Annotated in this window: 17 protein-coding genes and 5 tRNA genes; 14 read left to right on the top strand and 8 right to left on the bottom strand. The window is 53.1% G+C overall.

The features are described 5' to 3' along the window. The first annotated feature begins 56 nt into the window (after window positions 1-56). From VSR74_RS18610 to VSR74_RS18595, 4 genes are all read left to right on the top strand, one after another. Window positions 57-132: transfer RNA gene (locus VSR74_RS18610), tRNA-Val, on the top strand. 44 nt (window positions 133-176) lie between these two features. Beyond that, a tRNA-Val gene (locus VSR74_RS18605) sits at window positions 177-252 on the top strand. A 46-nt stretch (window positions 253-298) separates the two neighbouring features. Then, window positions 299-374: transfer RNA gene (locus VSR74_RS18600), tRNA-Val, on the top strand. Window positions 375-378: 4 nt separating this feature from the next. Beyond that, window positions 379-454 (top strand) — tRNA-Lys (locus VSR74_RS18595). Window positions 455-785: 331 nt separating this feature from the next. Here VSR74_RS18595 and VSR74_RS18580 read toward each other — a convergent pair. Together VSR74_RS18580 and VSR74_RS18575 are read right to left on the bottom strand one after the other, a co-directional pair. Beyond that, window positions 786-2,240 carry a heavy metal sensor histidine kinase gene (locus VSR74_RS18580; RefSeq protein ID WP_347796089.1) on the bottom strand — a complete coding sequence of 485 codons (1,455 nt, stop codon included), beginning with the start codon at window positions 2,238-2,240 and terminating at the stop codon, window positions 786-788. Then, a complete protein-coding gene (locus VSR74_RS18575; RefSeq protein WP_347796167.1) occupies window positions 2,237-2,908 on the bottom strand; it encodes a heavy metal response regulator transcription factor in 672 nt (223 codons plus the stop codon). The genes VSR74_RS18580 and VSR74_RS18575 overlap by 4 nt, the downstream gene beginning before the upstream one ends. A 139-nt stretch (window positions 2,909-3,047) precedes the next feature. Here VSR74_RS18575 and VSR74_RS18570 point away from each other — a divergent pair, with 139 nt between their 5' ends. From VSR74_RS18570 to VSR74_RS18560, 3 genes are read left to right on the top strand one after another with little or no spacing between them, the layout of a single operon-like run. Then, window positions 3,048-3,671, top strand: a complete 624-nt coding sequence (locus VSR74_RS18570; RefSeq protein ID WP_347796088.1) for a hypothetical protein — start codon at window positions 3,048-3,050, stop codon at window positions 3,669-3,671. Window positions 3,672-3,685: 14 nt separating this feature from the next. Then, entirely contained in the window at window positions 3,686-4,294 is a 609-nt protein-coding gene (locus VSR74_RS18565) for a cytochrome b/b6 domain-containing protein (protein ID WP_347796087.1), read from the top strand. Then, complete coding sequence (locus VSR74_RS18560; RefSeq protein ID WP_347796086.1) at window positions 4,284-5,051, top strand: molybdopterin-dependent oxidoreductase; 768 nt, start codon at window positions 4,284-4,286, stop codon at window positions 5,049-5,051. The genes VSR74_RS18565 and VSR74_RS18560 overlap by 11 nt, the downstream gene beginning before the upstream one ends. A 50-nt stretch (window positions 5,052-5,101) precedes the next feature. Here the strand turns inward: VSR74_RS18560 and cbl are convergent, their stop codons facing one another. Both cbl and nac read right to left on the bottom strand, forming a co-directional pair. Further along, on the bottom strand, window positions 5,102-6,052 hold the full coding sequence (gene cbl / locus VSR74_RS18555) for an HTH-type transcriptional regulator Cbl (protein ID WP_347796085.1): 951 nt from the start codon (window positions 6,050-6,052) through the stop codon (window positions 5,102-5,104). Window positions 6,053-6,153: 101 nt separating this feature from the next. After that, entirely contained in the window at window positions 6,154-7,071 is a 918-nt protein-coding gene (nac, locus tag VSR74_RS18550; RefSeq protein ID WP_347796084.1) for a nitrogen assimilation transcriptional regulator NAC, read from the bottom strand. 309 nt (window positions 7,072-7,380) lie between these two features. Here nac and VSR74_RS18545 point away from each other — a divergent pair. Next, window positions 7,381-7,456 (top strand) — tRNA-Asn (locus VSR74_RS18545). Between the two features lie 197 nt (window positions 7,457-7,653). Here VSR74_RS18545 and VSR74_RS18540 read toward each other — a convergent pair. Then, the gene (locus tag VSR74_RS18540; RefSeq protein WP_347796083.1) at window positions 7,654-8,580 is read right to left on the bottom strand and encodes a LysR family transcriptional regulator; all 927 of its coding nucleotides are present in this window, start codon (window positions 8,578-8,580) and stop codon (window positions 7,654-7,656) included. 89 nt (window positions 8,581-8,669) lie between these two features. On the opposite strand from VSR74_RS18540, the gene VSR74_RS18535 reads away from it, so the two are divergent. Then, a complete protein-coding gene (locus VSR74_RS18535; protein ID WP_347796082.1) occupies window positions 8,670-9,662 on the top strand; it encodes a bile acid:sodium symporter family protein in 993 nt (330 codons plus the stop codon). Here the strand turns inward: VSR74_RS18535 and VSR74_RS18530 are convergent. The 3 genes from VSR74_RS18530 to zipA form a co-directional block, all read right to left on the bottom strand. Then, window positions 9,659-9,871, bottom strand: a complete 213-nt coding sequence (locus VSR74_RS18530; protein WP_347796081.1) for a DUF3820 family protein — start codon at window positions 9,869-9,871, stop codon at window positions 9,659-9,661. The genes VSR74_RS18535 and VSR74_RS18530 overlap by 4 nt on opposite strands. Window position 9,872: 1 nt before the next feature. Next, window positions 9,873-11,888 (bottom strand): NAD-dependent DNA ligase LigA, encoded by a 2,016-nt coding sequence (ligA, locus tag VSR74_RS18525; protein WP_347796080.1) that lies wholly within the window; start codon window positions 11,886-11,888, stop codon window positions 9,873-9,875. A 72-nt stretch (window positions 11,889-11,960) separates the two neighbouring features. Beyond that, the gene (gene zipA, locus VSR74_RS18520) at window positions 11,961-12,977 is read right to left on the bottom strand and encodes a cell division protein ZipA (RefSeq protein WP_347796079.1); all 1,017 of its coding nucleotides are present in this window, start codon (window positions 12,975-12,977) and stop codon (window positions 11,961-11,963) included. A 230-nt stretch (window positions 12,978-13,207) separates the two neighbouring features. Here zipA and cysZ point away from each other — a divergent pair, with 230 nt between their 5' ends. The 5 genes from cysZ (at window position 13,208) to crr (ending at window position 18,067) form a co-directional block, all read left to right on the top strand. Further along, window positions 13,208-13,969, top strand: coding sequence for a sulfate transporter CysZ (gene cysZ / locus VSR74_RS18515; protein ID WP_347796078.1), 762 nt, complete (start codon window positions 13,208-13,210; stop codon window positions 13,967-13,969). A gap of 167 nt (window positions 13,970-14,136) precedes the next feature. Next, complete coding sequence (gene cysK, locus VSR74_RS18510) at window positions 14,137-15,108, top strand: cysteine synthase A (RefSeq protein ID WP_015963515.1); 972 nt, start codon at window positions 14,137-14,139, stop codon at window positions 15,106-15,108. A 381-nt stretch (window positions 15,109-15,489) separates the two neighbouring features. Next, entirely contained in the window at window positions 15,490-15,747 is a 258-nt protein-coding gene (ptsH, locus tag VSR74_RS18505) for a phosphocarrier protein Hpr (protein WP_002913505.1), read from the top strand. 44 nt (window positions 15,748-15,791) lie between these two features. Then, entirely contained in the window at window positions 15,792-17,519 is a 1,728-nt protein-coding gene (gene ptsI / locus VSR74_RS18500; protein ID WP_347796077.1) for a phosphoenolpyruvate-protein phosphotransferase PtsI, read from the top strand. 38 nt (window positions 17,520-17,557) lie between these two features. After that, window positions 17,558-18,067 carry a PTS glucose transporter subunit IIA gene (gene crr / locus VSR74_RS18495; RefSeq protein ID WP_008803873.1) on the top strand — a complete coding sequence of 170 codons (510 nt, stop codon included), beginning with the start codon at window positions 17,558-17,560 and terminating at the stop codon, window positions 18,065-18,067. Window positions 18,068-18,101: the final 34 nt, after the last annotated feature.

Here is an 18,101-nt window from a genome sequence, read left to right as displayed (position 1 = left end):
TTGAAAAGGCGTTGACTCATTTTCAACTCTCCCTATAATGCGACTCCACACAGCGGGGGTGATTAGCTCAGCTGGGAGAGCACCTCCCTTACAAGGAGGGGGTCGGCGGTTCGATCCCGTCATCACCCACCAACTACTTTATGTAGTCTCCGCCGTGTAGCAAGAAATTGAGAAGTGGGTGATTAGCTCAGCTGGGAGAGCACCTCCCTTACAAGGAGGGGGTCGGCGGTTCGATCCCGTCATCACCCACCACTTTCTCGCCAGCTAAGTTTCTTGTTAAAATGTGAAGTACCGAAGTGGGTGATTAGCTCAGCTGGGAGAGCACCTCCCTTACAAGGAGGGGGTCGGCGGTTCGATCCCGTCATCACCCACCACTTCGGGTCGTTAGCTCAGTTGGTAGAGCAGTTGACTTTTAATCAATTGGTCGCAGGTTCGAATCCTGCACGACCCACCAATGTAAAAAGGCGCCCTAAAGGCGCCTTTTTGCTATGCGCAGAAATCAACGATTCGAACCTGCTGCAGGTTCGGTGTTGAGCGTAGCGAAACAACGGAGCCGCCCTGCGGCGACGGCCCGAAGGGCGAGCGAAGCGAGTCATCCTGCACGACCCACCAATGTAAAAAGGCGCCCTAAAGGCGCCTTTTTGCTATGCGCAGAAATCAACGATTCGAACCTGCTGCAGGTTCGGTGTTGAGCGTAGCGAAACAACGGAGCCGCCCTGCGGCGACGACCCGAAGGGCGAGCGAAGCGAGTCATCCTGCACGACCCACCAATGTAAAAAGGCGCCCTAAAGGCGCCTTTTTGCTTTCTGCGGCAACGGGTTTTGATCCTCTCCAGGCGGAAAGATCAGGCTAAATACAATCAGCGCCGAAGGCGGCTGTGAGAAGCATTGTGCCCGAACCTCACCACCATGCAGGGTCATAATCGCGCGCACAATCGATAACCCCAGGCCACTGGCATGGCTACTGCGTGCTGCATCAACCCGATAAAAACGTTCAAACAATTTATCCAGATGTGTTTCAGCAATCATGGCGCCCTGGTTTATCACCTGAATAACCTGACGACCTTTCTCAGTGCTGACGCGCAGGATGATATGACTCTCCTCATCGGCATAACGTACTGCGTTAGCAACCAGATTGCTTAAGGCTCGCTGAAAAAGCATAGCATCGGCACGTAGCTGCCCGCCCCCTTCGCAACTCAGGCAAATTCCCCGCTCTTCAGCCACCCCTTCGAAGTAATCAGCGACACGCTGCAGCTCCACCGCAATATCCAGGTTGCGATAGATCAGCACCGATTGTGCATTGCTGGCGCGCGCCAGAAACAGAATATTTTCCACCATGCGCGAGATGCGCTCCAGCTCCTCCATGTTGCTGGTGAGCAATGTTTCATACTCTTCAACGCTACGCGACTGATACAAAGCTACCTGGCACTGGCCCATTAGTGCCCCCACCGGCGTGCGGATCTCATGGGCCAGGTCTGCGGAAAACTGTGTCAGGCGCTGATAACCTTCATTGAGTCTATCAAGCATGGCATTGAACGAAACGATCAGTTGCTGTAGTTCCTGCGGCGCGTCCTGCTCGCTTAAACGGGTTGCCAGCGTGTTGGGGGCAATCGCCGCCGCTTCAGTCGCCATACGCCTTAACGGCCGCAGCTCGCGACGCATCACCCAGTACCCGAGAAGCGCGATAACCAGAAAAGCTGCCACCACGGCTGCAATAACGCGCCACAAATAACGCGCCAGCATTTTTTGTTCGTTTACCATGACGTGTGCGACTGAAATTTGCAGAACACGCCCATCTTCCAGCGTCACCAGTCCCGAAGCCCCGCGCAGCGGTACGCCCTGTTCGGTCATACCGGCCTGCACCTCGCTAAGGCGCTGAGGATGATCACCTGATGTTGGCGTCATGGGCGGCAGTGTATAGTTCGCGGGATTAACATTAATTAAAGGCGCCTGCCCCTGGATCTGAAAGATTAAAATATCCTGCTCGTTACCCAGCATATTTTCAAACATCCCGGTATTGGCCACCAGCCTGTCGAGTGGAAAACGCTTACTCAGTACATTTCGGTAATATTCGATTCGTCCGATCACCTGCAGGTCGCTACGGTAGATCATCTCCTGACGCATCGCGTTGTAGAGGTAGCCCCCTGCCGCGCTTACCACCAATGCGGCGATCAGAGCAAATAATATGGCACTACGCAGTGTCAGCGATATCCGCTGCCATCGCCGGGAGAGCAGGCTCATGGGCGAACCTCACAGACATAGCCGATGCCGCGCACAGTATGGATGAGCTTAGGCTCAAACGGCCGATCCACTTTCGCCCGTAGGCGCTTAATCGCCACATCCACGACATTGGTGTCGCTATCAAAATTCATATCCCATACCTGCGAGGCGATCATAGTACGCGACAGGACTTCCCCCTCGCGTCGCGCCAGAAGATGCAACAGCATAAACTCTTTATTTGTCAAAGTGATAACTGTATCCTGGCGCGTAACTTTACGTCGCAGCACATCGATATGCATATCGGCAATGGTATAACGATCGGATTCACGCACAGTACCGCGACGTAACAGCGTTCGCAGCCGTAGCACCAGTTCCGTGAATGAGAAAGGTTTGACCAGGTAATCATCGGCACCCAGTTCAAGGCCATGAATACGATCCTGAACCTCATCACGGGCGGTCAGAAACAGGATTGGTACATCGCTTTTCTTGCGTAAAACATCAATGATCTGCCAGCCATCGAGCCCCGGCAGCATGACATCCAGCACAATGGCATCATATTGATGCTCCAGCGCCCGAAACAAACCATCAGTACCATCACGCGCCAAATCGACGCCGTATCCCGCCTCCGTAAGCCCCTTCTTCAGGTAATTACCGGTTCCGGTATCATCTTCCACCACTAATATGCGCATTTTCACCACCTTGATGACATCTGCAAACAGATTACCAGTTTGTGCAGCATCGATTGATGACATTAATGTCATCAATCGGACATGGTGCTGCCCTGATCAACTGTCATGCTTAATTGACAAACAAACACAGGAGAATGTTATGCACACACACCAACGTATTGCCGGTTTACTGCTGTCCACCCTGATGATGTGTAGCGGCATTGCCAGTGCACAAACAGCAAGCAAAGCCATCGCCCCTCTGCGAGGGACGATAGATCAGGTGACAGATAGCCGTCTCGAACTCACCGACAGGAAAGGTGAAAAAGTCGAGGTCAAACTAAATGATAAAACCCAGGTATTTAGCGTATCTAAGGGCTCCCCGGAAGATATTAAAGCGGACAGTTTTATCGGTACCGCTGCGGTTCCCCAGGCTGACGGTAGTCTGAAGGCGCTGGAAGTGCATGTGTTCGCCCCAAGCCTGCGTGGAACAGGTGAAGGACATTCTCCCTGGGAATCCGCTGATGGCAAAACCAATACCATGACTAACGGCACCATCGGGAAACTGGTCAATACCAATGGACGTACCCTGACCGTCAATTACGGGAATCAGCAAAAAAATGTCATCGTACCGGACGACACGCCAATCGTGACGATTGATCCCGGCGATCGCAGCCTGCTGAAACCCGGCACCCATATTGTTCTCTTCTCCGCCGCTGACGATAAGGGCGAACGCGTCGCCACCCGTATTTCTGCCGGAAAAAATGGAACAGTACCGCCAATGTAAGCCAGGAGGCCAGCATGAAAACCAATACATCACGGCCGGTGCATCGCTGGCCCGTCAGGCTCACCCACTGGGTAAACGTGTTTGCGATGGTCTGCATGTTCATGAGTGGCTGGGAAATTTATAACGCCGCACCGCTGTTCGCCTTCACCTTCCCCCCCGTTGCAACATTAGGCGGCTGGCTTGGCGGCGCGATTGGCTGGCATCTGGCGGTGATGTGGCTGTTAGTGTTCAACGCCTGTTGTTATCTGCTGTGGAGCCTGTTCAGCGAGCACTTTCGCCGCGACCTGCTGCCGCTGAGCTTTGCCGCGCTATGGCGTGATATTGGTCTGACATTCACCCTGCGCTTACGCCATCGCCACGGCCATTACAACGCGATTCAAAAATTGATGTATTTGGGCGTTCTGGTACCGAGCCTGCTGCTGGTTCTTTCCGGGCTGGCTATCTGGAAACCCGTACAACTGTACTGGCTGGTAGCGCTATTCGGCGGTTTTGCTATCGCGCGCTACGTCCACTTTTTCGCTATGGCGGGCGTAGGGCTGTTTGTCATCATCCACGTTCTGATGGTGATTATTGTGCCATCCACCTTATGGAGCATGCTCACTGGGGGTAAACGTGAAGAATAAAATTTCCCGCCGGAGTGCGCCGGTTCTGGAGCCGGATCAGAAAAAGCAGTTAGTGAATTTACAGCGTCGACTCCTGCTCCGTTCAGGATTGACCCTGGGTGGCGTGGCGATGCTGACCGGCTGCGATATGCAGAGTGGCGATCAGGTCGATAAAGTCCTCTGGGCGATGTCTCGCTGGAACGATCGCGTTCAGTCCTGGTTATTCAGCGGCCAGCGTCTGGTGCAAACTTATCGTCCGGATCAGATAACCGATCCCTTTCCGTTTAACGCCTTTTATCCGGCGTACAATGCGCCGATCGTGGATCTGGCCGACTATCGGCTGGAAGTCTCTGGCATGGTGGAAAAAAAAGCGCCGTGGACGCTGGAGCAATTACAACGCCTGCCCCGGCAAAGCCAGATTACGCGGTTGATCTGCATTGAAGGCTGGAGCGCGATTGGCCAGTGGGGAGGCATTCCGCTGAAACTCTTCCTGCAGCATATCGGTGCCGATCTCACCGCCCGTTACGTGGGTTTTAAATGTGCGGATCGTTACTACTCCAGTATTGATATGGCCACCGCGCTACATCCGCAAACCATTCTGGCACTGGATTTCGCAGGTAAGGCATTACCGGAAGAGTATGGTTTCCCCCTGCGACTCAGGGTTCCCACCAAGCTGGGGTTCAAAAACGCCAAACATATCGCGGCCATATTTGTCAGCGATACCAACCCTGGCGGTTACTGGGAGGATCAAGGCTACAACTGGTTCAGTGGTATTTAATCTCATCAGAAAAAGCCGGCGTGTCGCACTGACGCGCCGGCTCGTAAAGGTTAAATCTGGTAATCCAGGGCCAGCTCATCAGGTTCCATCGCCTGCCGCTTAATCTCCTCCAGCGACAACCCGGCATTGCAGAGCTCGATAAAGCGCCAGACATAGTTGCGCTGCAATTGCCCACGCTTAAGCCCGAGCCACACGGTATTAGCATCAAACAGATGATGCGTATCCAGGCGAACCAGCTTTCCGGATTCCTGCACATCTCCGGACTGTTCCGCCACCAGGCCAATACCCAGCCCCAGCTCGACGTAGGTTTTGATAACATCAGAATCCTGCGCACTCAGCACAATATCAGGCAGTAGCCCTTTACGATTAAATGCCTCATCGATGCGCGAGCGACCGGTGATCCCCTGGCGATAAGTAATGAGCGGCCAGCGGGCGATAGCTTCCAGCGTTAGCGGCGTGATTTGCGTCAGAGGGTGATCCTGCGGCACCAGCACATGATGGTGCCAGCGGAACCAGGGGAAAGCCACCAGCGTGCTGTCATTGCTCAGGCGTTCACTGGCAATGCCGATATCCGCGCCGCCGTTGTGCAGCAGCGCTTCTATTTCCTGCGGTGTGCCCTGCACCAGCTCCAGACGAACATCCGGGAAGATTTCCCGAAATGCCTTTATTACCGGAGGCAGACTGTATCGCGCCTGAGTGTGTGTCGTGGCGATGGTTAATACACCTGAACCATCGTTCGTGAAGAGATCGGCAAGGCGACGGACATTGCTTGCCTCATTTAGAATGCGCTCGGCAATCACTAAGAGCGCTTTACCCGGTTCAGTCATCCCCAGCAGCCGCTTACCGCGGCGGATGAAGATCTCAATCCCCAGTTCTTCTTCCAGCTCGCGGATATGACGGCTCACACCCGACTGCGATGTATAAAGCATATTGGCAACTTCGGTCAGGTTGTAATCCTGCCTTGCTGCTTCACGAATAATTTTCAGTTGCTGGAAGTTCACCTTCCCCTCCGGGTCGATCAGACATTGCACTATTGTTAAAGTCTGACGCGTCCGCTAACAAATAATAAAAACCAGCAACTTATTACTTAAAAGAATATACGTTAGCTAACCAACTGCAATTCACGGTTATCCAGCGCCGGGCGACTTACCAGAGAAATCAAAATTTCTTTCACCGCCTGAGCCTGTGGAGAGAGCGAGCCCCGCGCCGACATATTCAGCGACAGAGGCAGGCTCATTGATGGCGTGGTAATACGCGCCATCCAGCCATTTGCCGCCTGCGATAACGAACGCGCCGCGGATTCTGGCAGCACCGTCACCCCCATTCCACTTGCGATTGCCGCTGTCAGGGTGGAAAGGGATTCAATCTCGCCGATAATTTTGGCGGTCAGGCGACGCAGAGAAAAAGCTTCATCCACGCGAGCACGGACGGCGCTGTAATCACGCGGCAGGAATAAATTCATCTCCGCGACGGCGGTTAAATCGATACTCTGTCCCGGGCAATCCCGTGTACCGACCAGATAGAGATCTTCTTTCAGCAGCGGCTGGCTATTAACGCCAGCGACAGGCGAACGATCGTACAATACCGCCATGTCCAGTTGTCCACTTAGCAGCTTATCATTCAGCGCAGACCCGCTGTTTTCATGGAGATAAATCAGAACATCGGGTAATTCATTACGCACTGCCTGCAGTAACGGCATGGTGATGGATGATGCGGCAGTTCCTGGCGCCAGGCCTATTGAAACCGGGCCGCTGAGCGTTTGCCCGACATTATTAACCGCTAGCTGCGCCTGCTCACACTGGCGGAGGATGGTGCGGGCATGGGTATAGAGCACTTTACCCGCTTCGGTTGGCGTTACGCCGCGCTTGGTACGGATCAACAATTGTTGATCGAGTTCGCCTTCCAGCGTGGCGACCTGCTGGCTCAGTGCGGGCTGTGCGATATGTAACACTTCAGCGGCCTGAGTCAGGCTACCGATATCGACGATTTTCACAAAGTACTTCAGTCGTCTTAAGTTCATTTTGCCTCCTGTACTGCCAACAATGGCGTTTAGATATCGGAGGAGTTGCAAGATGCTTGCCAGCTTTTGCGATCGCGATTCAACAGGCGTGTAACAGGGCTTTCCAATCGCTGGACTCTTTTTCACACTCAGTCAGAAGATATTGATCTGCCCCATTAGGGGTAAATCCGCACCACATCGGTGCAGATCGGCAAAAAAATCGCCACTCAGGCGTATGTTGCTGAAATTGTCAGCAAACGAACGCACAGGGGCCATACAACCTTTGACAAGCCGCAGGCACCCCGTTAATATGCGCCCCGTTCACACGATTCCTCTGTAGTTCAGTCGGTAGAACGGCGGACTGTTAATCCGTATGTCACTGGTTCGAGTCCAGTCAGAGGAGCCAAATTTCTGTTTTCAGGCGTACTTCTAAACCTATATTAATTTAGGTTTCAATAAGTTAGCGTGAAAATCTTTCCTAATGCGTGTCTTGTTTTCTCACCGCATCCTGAATATTTGGTGGTCAGTTCAATTCTGTCGCGCCACCAAATGTCTTTAAACGATTCCAAAATTCGCAATTTAAAACCTGATTGGCCATCCTCCCTATAGCCGATATAACGAATCTCCTTGCCGCTCGGTCATCAGCGCACAGCCTTCATCGCGTACCACTTCCCACAGCGCCTCCGCGGCGGTAGAAAGCGAACGATTTTTTCTACGTGCGAGCATCAACTGCCTCTCCACCACGGGCGTAATACGTTTCACGACCAGAGGGCTCCCCTGCGGCAATGGCAGCGCCAGCGCGGGAAGAATGCTGATGCCAATGCCAGCCGCAACCATCGGAAATAGCGTCGCGGGATGACCAATCTCCTGCACAATATCCGCCTGGATACCATGACGTGCCAGCGCCGCATCAATCAGCGGTCGACTACCGGAGGCGTAATCCTGCAACACCAGTTTTGCTCCCTGCAGCGCCTGCCAGGACACATGATCCTGCGCCGCGAACGGGTGGTCACGATGGCAAAGCATGAAAAAGGGTTCAGAGAGGATCGCCTCGCACTGAAGATCGCCCACCGCTCCGGGATCGATAACGATACCAAAATCCACATCCCCCTGACGGATGCTCTCCATCACCCACTGCTGCGGGCGATCGTGCAGAACAAACTGAATATCAGGATAGCGGCGCTGACTTTCCGCGATGCACTGGGGAATAAGATGCGCTGAAATCGTCTGGCTGGCGGCAACCCGAACTTTCCCGCTCAGTTGCTGCCCCATGCGCCCGGCATCACGCAGCGTACTGTTCAGTTCATCCAGCAAACGTTCAAGCCGGACGGCAAGCTGCTGGCCGGCCTCTGTTAACACCACTTCGCGCGTAGTCCGGTCAAGAAGGCGCACCCCGGTGTGGTGCTCCAGCTCTTTCACGCTGTGGCTCACTGCCGACTGGCTCAGGCCGATACGCTCCCCTGCCCGGCTAAAACTTTTTTCCTGCGCAACAGTGACGAAAACTTTTAATTGCCGTAAGGAGTAATTCATCGATTTTCTTCATAAATAGATGCAATAAATCAATTTTATTTCTCAAACTGAAAGAAGCACAATAGCGCCATCGATTTTCAGGAGTCTTTATGAAACTTTTTCGTATTCTTGACCCGTTCACGCTAACGCTGATCACCGTGGTGCTGCTGGCGTCTTTCTTCCCGGCGCGCGGGGATTTCATTCCTTTCTTTGAACATCTCACCACTGCCGCGATTGCGCTGTTGTTCTTTATGCACGGCGCGAAGCTGTCTCGCGAGGCGATTATTGCCGGGGGAAGTCACTGGCGATTGCATCTGTGGGTGATGTGCAGCACCTTTATTCTCTTCCCGACGCTCGGCGTACTGCTGGTATGGTGGTCGCCAGTGGCGGTTGATCCTGCGCTATATACCGGGTTTCTCTATCTGTGCATTTTGCCTGCGACAGTGCAGTCGGCTATTGCGTTTACCTCGCTCGCGGGCGGCAACGTCGCGGCTGCGGTCTGTTCCGCTTCGGCTTCCAGCCTGCTGGGTATTTTCCTGTCACCGCTGCTGGTCGGGCTGTTGATGAATATGCACGGCGCGGAAGGTAATCTGGATCAGGTCGGCAAGATTATGCTCCAGTTGTTGCTGCCCTTTGTACTTGGCCATCTCTCTCGTCCCTGGACGGGCGCATTTGTGGCAAAACACAAAAAGTGGATTGGTAAAACAGACCAGACTTCAATTCTGCTGGTGGTTTACTCTGCGTTCAGCGAAGCGGTAGTCAACGGCATCTGGCATAAAGTCGGGCTCGGGTCACTGCTGTTTATTGTGGTGGTGAGTATTATTCTGCTGGCGATTGTCATTGCGATAAATATCGTGGTAGCGCGTAAAGCCGGGTTCAATAAAGCGGATGAAATTACGATTGTCTTCTGTGGCTCGAAAAAGAGCCTGGCGAATGGAATACCGATGGCGAACATTCTGTTTCCGACATCGGTTATCGGCATGATGGTGCTGCCGCTGATGATTTTCCATCAGATTCAGCTAATGGTGTGCGCCGTAATGGCTCGTCGTTACAAACGACAGGCCGAAGAGCAGGCTCGCACGGCGAATGCGGCCGACGCTTAACGTTTCAGGGGCTGCACAAGCTGCGTCAGCCCTTCGGTCTTAATCAACAACGTTAAGGCCATCAGCTCACCAAGATGCCCGGCAGGGAATTGATCCTTACGGGCAAACCAGAGCAAATACTCTTCCGGGACGTCAATCAGCCGACGTCCCTTGTATTTGCCAAATGGCATTTCCGTATTGGCGATTTCAATGAGCTGTTCCTTATCCATTTCAGACTCCCAGTAACCGCAGCATTTCGGCTTCGTCGATCACCTCAATGCCCAGTTCCTGCGCTTTGGCAAGCTTAGAGCCCGCGGCTTCTCCGGCGATCACCAGATCGGTTTTCTTCGAGACGCTACCCGCTACTTTCGCGCCCAGCGCTACCAGGCGCGCTTTAGCGTCATCGCGTGACATCTGGCTCAGACTTCCGGTCAGAACAACCGTTTTTCCGGCAAATGGGCTGTCTATCTCTTCAGCATTAATCATCACCGCCGCGGGCCAGTAGATGCCCTCTTTCAGCAGTTGCTGGATCACCTCACGGTTACTCTCTTCGGCAAAGAAGTTAAAAACGTGCGTGGCAACCACAATGCCGACATCCGGCACTTTTTGCAACTCTTCAATCGACGCGGCTTCCAGTGCCTCCAGCGTGCCAAAATAGCCCGCCAGGCCAGCCGCCGTGGCTTCACCCACTTCACGGATACCGAGTGCGTAGAGGAAGCGTGCAAAGGTGGTGTCTTTCGCTTTTTCGAGCGCGTTGACCACATTTTGCGCCGATTTCGGCCCCATGCGATCGAGCCCGGTCAGCTTGCCTGCGGTTAACGTGAACAGATCGGCAGGCGTATGGACGTACTCTTTTTCCACCAACTGGTCGATGATTTTATCGCCCATGCCGTCAACATCCAGCGCGCGGCGCGAGACAAAGTGCTTCAGCGACTCTTTACGCTGCGCCCCACAAATCAGGCCGCCGGTACAGCGCGCCACCGCTTCGCCTTCCACACGCTCGACGTCAGACTGACAAACCGGGCAATGGGTCGGGAACACAATTTCCTGCGTCCCTTCCGGGCGCTCAGAGAGCACCACATTTACCACCTGCGGGATAACATCCCCGGCTCGGCGTATCACCACTTTATCGCCAATACGTAACCCAAGACGCTCGATTTCATCGGCGTTGTGCAATGTTGCGTTACTCACCAGCACACCCGCGACCTGCACCGGTTCAAGGCGTGCAACCGGGGTGATTGCCCCGGTACGGCCCACCTGAAATTCTACGTCACGCACAAAGGTCATTTGCTCCTGCGCCGGGAATTTAAAGGCCACGGCCCAGCGCGGGGCACGGGCAACGAAACCCAACTGCTCCTGCAATTCCAGCGAATCGACTTTGATCACCACACCATCGATATCAAAACCGAGCGTTGGGCGGTCTTCCTCAACCTTGTGATAGTAAGCGAGTACTTCCTCCGGGGAGTTGCAGAGTTTCACCCGGTCGCTCACTGGCAGTCCCCACGTTTTAAACTGTTGCAGACGACCCATATGGCTGGCGGGCAGTTCGCCGCCCTCCAGAATACCGACGCCGTAGCAGAAGAAAGTAAGTGGTCGCTTTGCTGTAATGCGCGGGTCAAGCTGACGCAGGGAACCCGCAGCCGCGTTACGCGGGTTAGCAAATAATTTGCCCCCGGTGCGGCGCGCATCATCATTAATTTTTTCAAACCCGGCTTGTGGCAGGAACACTTCTCCACGCACTTCCAGTCGCGCCGGAATATTGTCGCCACGCAGCTTCAGCGGAATCGCGCGAATGGTACGCACGTTAGCGGTAATGTCTTCTCCGGTTGTACCATCACCACGTGTAGCCGCCCGCACCAGCACGCCATTCTCATAAAGGATGCTCACCGCCAGGCCATCGAGCTTCAGCTCACAGCAGTAAACCAGCGCATCGCTGTTTTTCAGACGATCCTGCACGCGTTTGTTAAATGCCACAAAGCTCTCTTCATCAAACACGTTATCCAGTGACAGCATCGGTACTTCATGGCGCACCTGGCTAAATGAGGCCAGAGGTGCCGCACCAACGCGCTGGGTTGGCGAGTCGGGAGTGATCAGATCCGGATGTTGGGCTTCCAGCTCACGCAGTTCGCGCATCAGACGGTCATATTCCGCGTCCGGAACTTCCGGAGCATCCATAACGTGATAGAGGTATTCATGATGGCGAAGCGTGGTTCGCAGTTCAGTCAGTTGTTGTTCGATCGGTTCCATATCACACCATCAATGATAAAAAACCCCCGACAGGCGGGGGTTCAGGGAGAGTTGATACAACGCCAGCCGTTATCAGGCGTTCGCGTCCAGCACTTCGCGGATGCGATCCTGATATTCGCGCAGTTTCTGCGGCGTCATCATCCGACGCTGATCGTCGAGCACAACACCGCCAACTTCATCAGCGATGTACTGTGCAGATTGCAACATCAGTTTGAAGTTTTGCAGTGCATCACCGTAAGACGGCACCTGCATGAAGATAGTCACGCCAGGCGTAGCCATGTCAGCCATATTTTCAGGATCGAAGGTGCCAGGTTTCAGCATGTTCGCCAGGCTGAAGAGCGATGGGCCGCTGCCGTCCGGGCTTAAATGACGATGGAAAATATTCATATCGCCAAATTTGAACCCGGCCTGCTGAATGCTGTTCAGCAGCAGTTCGCCATTAATTTGCGTCCCCTGATGCGCGGAGACGTTCATGACGATCACCGTCTCTTTACGCTCAGGTTTCGCAGGCGCTTCTTCGACTACCGGCTCTGGCTCTGGCGCAGCGACAGGCGCGGGTTGCGCTACCTGAGGTTCCGGCGCGGCAGGCTGTGGCGGAGCAACCGGTTGAGGCTGCGGCGCAACAGGCTGCACGGGTTGAGGTGCGACGACAGGCTGCTGCGGCTGAGAATGAGGTTGATGAACCGGCTGCTGCATATGCGGCGGCTGGGCAGGCGGTTGCTGCACCGGCGGCTGTTGAGGCTGCGGTGCGGACGGCCGGGCTGGCTCCTCCTGGCGTACAGGTTGCTGAACCTGGCGCTCATAAGGGGGCTGGTACTGGTGCGAAGGCGCCTGACGAGGTGCTTCATGCTCCCCTGCTACGCCCGGAGCGTGATTGACCTTGTGAACCCGAACTTCGCCCACGCCTTCATCACTTTCATCAAAGTCATCATCAGACTCATCGTCACGATGAGACTTCATGCGTTTCAGTGGGCGATCGCGGAACATTGACGAACGCTCTTTTCGGCTGGTCCAAAAACCATGAACCAGGAGAGCGAGTATGGCGATCGCGCCAACAATGATTAATATCAGACGCAAATCCTGCATCATTATATTCTCTGTTGTTCTAACACCTTGCCACCACGGCAAACATTTACTCCCTAAGAGTATTTGCCCAACACGTCAAGTGCAAGTGCGCTAACGACTTTCACCACAGAAAGATAAGCGAAATCGTGCTTTTTGCTGTTTTTTCGAACATTTCCGAACTGGTCATTCGCTGATAACCCGATAATATAGGCGCGTTATTTCGTCGTTGTCAGGCACAGGAGCTTTCTCTGACTATGGTTTCATCATCCTCCCCTTCCCCGCGCAGCGGCCTCTATTATTTCTCGCAGGGCTGGAAACTGATCGGATTACCCGGCATCCGCCGGTTCGTTATTTTACCTTTGCTGGTCAACATTGTGCTGATGGGGGGCGCGTTCTGGTGGCTATTCAGCAGGCTGGGTGAGTGGATCCCCTCACTGTTAAGCCGCATTCCTGACTGGTTGCAGTGGCTGAGCTATCTGCTTTGGCCAGTCGCGGTAATTTCTATTTTACTGGTCTTCGGCTACTTCTTCTCAACGATTGCCAACTGGATTGCCGCGCCCTTCAACGGGTTACTGGCGGAACAACTGGAAGCGCGTCTGACCGGCGCCACGCCCCCGGATACAGGCGTTTTGGGCGTAGTAAAAGACGTGCCGCGCATCATGAAGCGCGAATGGCAAAAACTGGCGTGGTATCTGCCGCGCGCGCTGGTGCTGCTGGTGTTGTATTTTATTCCTGGCATTGGGCAGACGGTCGCACCGGTTTTATGGTTCCTGTTCAGCGCCTGGATGCTGGCGATTCAATATTGTGACTATCCGTTCGACAACCATAAAGTGCCGTTCAAAACGATGCGCACCGCCCTGCGCGAGCGCAAAGTGCTGAATATGCAGTTCGGCGCCCTGGCCAGTCTGTTCACCATGATCCCGGTGTTAAACCTGGTCATCATCCCGGTCGCCATCTGCGGCGCAACGGCGATGTGGGTTGACTGCTACCGCGACAAACACGCGATGTGGAAGTAACGCCTTCAGGCGCTCACGCTCGTGAGCGCCGTTATAATTTCCTTATTCCATCCTGGTAGCCATTATTTCCCTTCTGCATATAGATATGCTAATTACTTACTTCCGCAGAATCTTTAAGCAGGTATGCTGGGGCAGTACCCCAAATTTCATACAGTTAAGGACAGGCCATGAGTAAGATTTTTGAAGATAACTCGCTGACTATCGGTCACACGCCGCTGGTTCGACTGAACCGCATCGGTAACGGACGCATTCTGGCGAAGGTAGAATCACGCAACCCAAGCTTCAGCGTTAAGTGCCGTATTGGTGCCAACATGATTTGGGATGCAGAAAAACGTGGCGTGTTAAAACCAGGCGTTGAGCTGGTTGAGCCTACCAGCGGTAATACCGGTATCGCGCTGGCCTATGTCGCCGCTGCTCGTGGCTACAAACTGACGCTGACCATGCCGGAAACCATGAGTATTGAACGCCGTAAACTGCTTAAGGCACTGGGCGCGAATCTGGTGCTGACAGAAGGCGCGAAAGGTATGAAAGGCGCGATTCAAAAAGCAGAAGAAATTGTCGCCAGCGATCCGGAAAAATTCCTGCTGCTGCAGCAATTCAGCAACCCGGCGAACCCGGAAATTCACGAAAAAACCACTGGCCCGGAAATCTGGGAAGATACCGATGGTCAGGTAGACGTGTTTATCGCCGGTGTCGGTACCGGCGGTACGCTGACCGGTGTGTCTCGTTATATTAAAGGCACAAAAGGTAAAACTGACCTGATTTCCGTCGCGGTAGAGCCGACTGACTCGCCGGTTATTGCCCAGGCGCTGGCTGGCGAAGAGATCAAACCAGGCCCGCACAAAATTCAGGGTATCGGCGCAGGTTTCATTCCTGGCAACCTCGACCTGAAGCTGGTTGATAAAGTTGTCGCTATCACCAACGAAGAAGCCATCTCTACCGCACGTCGCCTGATGGAAGAAGAAGGCATTCTGGCAGGTATCTCCTCCGGCGCGGCCGTCGCTGCAGCGCTGAAATTGCAGGAAGATGAAACCTTTACCAATAAGAATATTGTGGTTATCCTACCGTCGTCGGGTGAACGCTATCTGAGCACAGCACTGTTTGCCGATCTCTTCACTGAGAAAGAACTGCAACAGTAATGCCAGCTTGTTAAAAGCGCGTAAAAAAGCACCTTTTCAGGTGCTTTTTTGTGGCATACCTCAAACTTTTACCCCCCCTGCCATTGCTTCAGTGCATCAGGTCTGGTATTTAACCAACAGATTTATTTTGATGCGCGAAATTATTCATTACATGATTTGCTCAAGCTGAATCGATTTTATGATTTGGTTCAAATCCTGCTTTCGCGGCATAATGTTTAATGATAAGCGAAGCGCCGAAGGCCAGAAGCGTACTTATCGGAATCTGATGTACCGATTCCGGCGCTCCGAATCGTGAACATCGCTGATTACTACAGGCTAAAGTGTAGTCGCCAGGCTAGACTTTAGTTCCACAACACTAAACCTATAAGTTGGGGAAATATAATGTTCCAGCAAGAAGTTACCATTACCGCTCCGAACGGTCTGCACACCCGCCCTGCTGCTCAGTTTGTTAAAGAAGCGAAAGGCTTCACTTCTGAGATCACTGTGACCTCCAACGGCAAAAGCGCCAGCGCAAAAAGCCTGTTCAAACTGCAGACTCTGGGCCTGACTCAAGGCACCGTTGTCACGCTTTCCGCGGAAGGTGAAGACGAACAAAAAGCAGTTGAGCATCTCGTTAAGCTGATGGCTGAACTCGAGTAAGTTCCAGAGTTCTTTTCAATATCAGTCACAAGTAAGGTAGGGTTATGATTTCAGGCATTTTAGCATCCCCGGGTATCGCTTTCGGTAAAGCATTGCTGCTGAAAGAAGATGAGATTGTCATCGACCGGAAGAAAATTTCTGCCGATAAGGTTGATCAGGAAGTTGAGCGTTTTCTGGCAGGCCGTGCCAAAGCGTCTGCACAGTTAGAAGCTATCAAGACTAAAGCTGGCGAAACTTTCGGTGAAGAAAAAGAAGCTATCTTCGAAGGGCATATCATGCTGCTCGAAGATGAGGAGCTGGAGCAGGAAATCATAGCCCTGGTTAAAGATAAACACATGACGGCTGATGCAGCGGCTCATGAAGTTATCGAGGGTCAGGCGACTGCCCTGGAAGAACTGGATGATGAGTACCTGAAAGAACGTGCGGCTGACGTGCGTGACATCGGTAAGCGCCTGCTGCGCAACATCCTGGGTCTGGCCATCATCGACCTGAGCGCAATTCAGGACGAAGTTATCCTGGTTGCCGCAGACCTGACACCGTCTGAAACCGCACAGTTAAACCTGAACAAGGTACTGGGCTTTATCACTGACGTCGGCGGCCGTACTTCTCACACCTCTATCATGGCGCGTTCTCTGGAACTGCCAGCCATTGTGGGTACTGGCAACGTCACCACTCAGGTGAAAAACGACGACTATCTGATTCTGGATGCCGTAAACAACCAGGTTTACGTCAACCCGACCAACGAAGAGATCGAAAAACTGCGCGCTGTTCAGGAGCAGGTTGCTTCTGAAAAAGCTGAACTGGCGAAACTGAAAGATCTGCCGGCTATCACCCTTGATGGTCACCAGGTTGAAGTGTGCGCCAACATCGGCACCGTGCGTGACGTAGAAGGCGCTGAGCGCAATGGCGCGGAAGGTGTTGGTCTCTATCGTACTGAATTTCTGTTCATGGATCGTGACGCGCTGCCGACTGAAGAAGAACAGTTCGCCGCGTACAAAGCCGTTGCTGAAGCCTGTGGCTCTCAGGCGGTTATCGTCCGTACCATGGACATCGGCGGCGACAAAGAGCTGCCGTACATGAACTTCCCGAAAGAAGAGAACCCGTTCCTGGGCTGGCGTGCCGTGCGTATCGCAATGGATCGTAAAGAGATCCTCCGCGATCAGGTTCGCGCCATCCTGCGCGCCTCTGCTTTCGGTAAACTGCGCATCATGTTCCCGATGATCATCTCTGTTGAAGAAGTACGCGCCCTGCGCAAAGAGATCGAAATCTACAAACAGGAACTGCGCGACGAAGGTAAAGCGTTTGATGAGTCCATCGAGATTGGCGTAATGGTGGAAACACCGGCTGCGGCAACGATTGCTCGTCATTTAGCCAAAGAAGTTGATTTCTTTAGTATCGGAACCAATGATTTAACGCAGTACACTCTGGCAGTTGACCGTGGTAATGATATGATTTCACATCTTTACCAACCAATGTCACCATCCGTCCTGACGCTTATCAAGCAGGTTATTGATGCTTCTCATGCGGAAGGTAAATGGACTGGCATGTGTGGTGAGCTTGCAGGCGACGAACGTGCTACACTTCTGTTGCTGGGTATGGGTCTGGACGAATTTTCAATGAGCGCCATTTCTATCCCACGCATTAAGAAGATCATTCGTAACACGAACTTCGAAGATGCGAAGGTATTAGCAGAGCAAGCTCTTGCTCAACCGACAACGGACGAGTTAATGGCGCTGGTTAACAAGTTCATTGAAGAAAAAACAATCTGCTAATCCACGAGTTCGGCCCAATTACTGCTTAGGAGAAGATCATGGGTTTGTTCGACAAATTGAAATCTCTGGTTTCTGACGACAAAAAAGACACCGGTACTATTGAGATTATTGCACCGCTCTCTGGCGAGATCGTTAACATTGAAGATGTGCCGGATGTAGTTTTTGCTGAAAAAATCGTTGGCGACGGTATTGCTATCAAACCAACTGGCAACAAAATGGTTGCACCGGTTGATGGCACCATCGGTAAGATTTTTGAAACCAACCATGCTTTCTCTATCGAATCCGATAGCGGCATTGAGCTGTTTGTTCACTTCGGTATCGACACCGTTGAACTGAAAGGCGAAGGTTTCAAACGTATTGCTGAAGAAGGCCAGCGCGTTAAAGTCGGCGACCCGGTAATCGAATTTGATCTGCCGCTGCTGGAAGAGAAAGCCAAGTCTACCCTGACTCCGGTTGTTATCTCCAACATGGACGAGATCAAAGAGCTGATCAAACTGTCCGGTAGCGTAACTGTGGGTGAAACCCCGGTTATCCGCATCAAGAAGTAATTCTTGCTGAATGAAAAAAGGCGCCGAAAGGCGC

This window comes from Pseudocitrobacter cyperus (assembly GCF_039889165.1).
Taxonomy (GTDB): Bacteria; Pseudomonadota; Gammaproteobacteria; order Enterobacterales; family Enterobacteriaceae; genus Pseudocitrobacter; species Pseudocitrobacter cyperus.
This window is presented reverse-complemented; position numbering and strand designations above follow the sequence as displayed.

What these genes read in the sequence shown, in the direction of transcription:
- VSR74_RS18540 (WP_347796083.1), bottom strand. Translation starts at nt 8,580, where the DNA reads ATGAATTACTCCTTACGGCAATTAAAAGTTTTCGTCACTGTTGCGCAG.
- ligA (WP_347796080.1), bottom strand. Translation starts at nt 11,888, where the DNA reads ATGGAACCGATCGAACAACAACTGACTGAACTGCGAACCACGCTTCGC.
- VSR74_RS18535 (WP_347796082.1), top strand. Translation starts at nt 8,670, where the DNA reads ATGAAACTTTTTCGTATTCTTGACCCGTTCACGCTAACGCTGATCACC.
- ptsH (WP_002913505.1), top strand. Translation starts at nt 15,490, where the DNA reads ATGTTCCAGCAAGAAGTTACCATTACCGCTCCGAACGGTCTGCACACC.
- cysZ (WP_347796078.1), top strand. Translation starts at nt 13,208, where the DNA reads ATGGTTTCATCATCCTCCCCTTCCCCGCGCAGCGGCCTCTATTATTTC.
- VSR74_RS18570 (WP_347796088.1), top strand. Translation starts at nt 3,048, where the DNA reads ATGCACACACACCAACGTATTGCCGGTTTACTGCTGTCCACCCTGATG.
- VSR74_RS18530 (WP_347796081.1), bottom strand. Translation starts at nt 9,871, where the DNA reads ATGGATAAGGAACAGCTCATTGAAATCGCCAATACGGAAATGCCATTT.
- zipA (WP_347796079.1), bottom strand. Translation starts at nt 12,977, where the DNA reads ATGATGCAGGATTTGCGTCTGATATTAATCATTGTTGGCGCGATCGCC.
- VSR74_RS18565 (WP_347796087.1), top strand. Translation starts at nt 3,686, where the DNA reads ATGAAAACCAATACATCACGGCCGGTGCATCGCTGGCCCGTCAGGCTC.
- cysK (WP_015963515.1), top strand. Translation starts at nt 14,137, where the DNA reads ATGAGTAAGATTTTTGAAGATAACTCGCTGACTATCGGTCACACGCCG.
- ptsI (WP_347796077.1), top strand. Translation starts at nt 15,792, where the DNA reads ATGATTTCAGGCATTTTAGCATCCCCGGGTATCGCTTTCGGTAAAGCA.
- nac (WP_347796084.1), bottom strand. Translation starts at nt 7,071, where the DNA reads ATGAACTTAAGACGACTGAAGTACTTTGTGAAAATCGTCGATATCGGT.
- crr (WP_008803873.1), top strand. Translation starts at nt 17,558, where the DNA reads ATGGGTTTGTTCGACAAATTGAAATCTCTGGTTTCTGACGACAAAAAA.
- VSR74_RS18580 (WP_347796089.1), bottom strand. Translation starts at nt 2,240, where the DNA reads ATGAGCCTGCTCTCCCGGCGATGGCAGCGGATATCGCTGACACTGCGT.
- VSR74_RS18575 (WP_347796167.1), bottom strand. Translation starts at nt 2,908, where the DNA reads ATGCGCATATTAGTGGTGGAAGATGATACCGGAACCGGTAATTACCTG.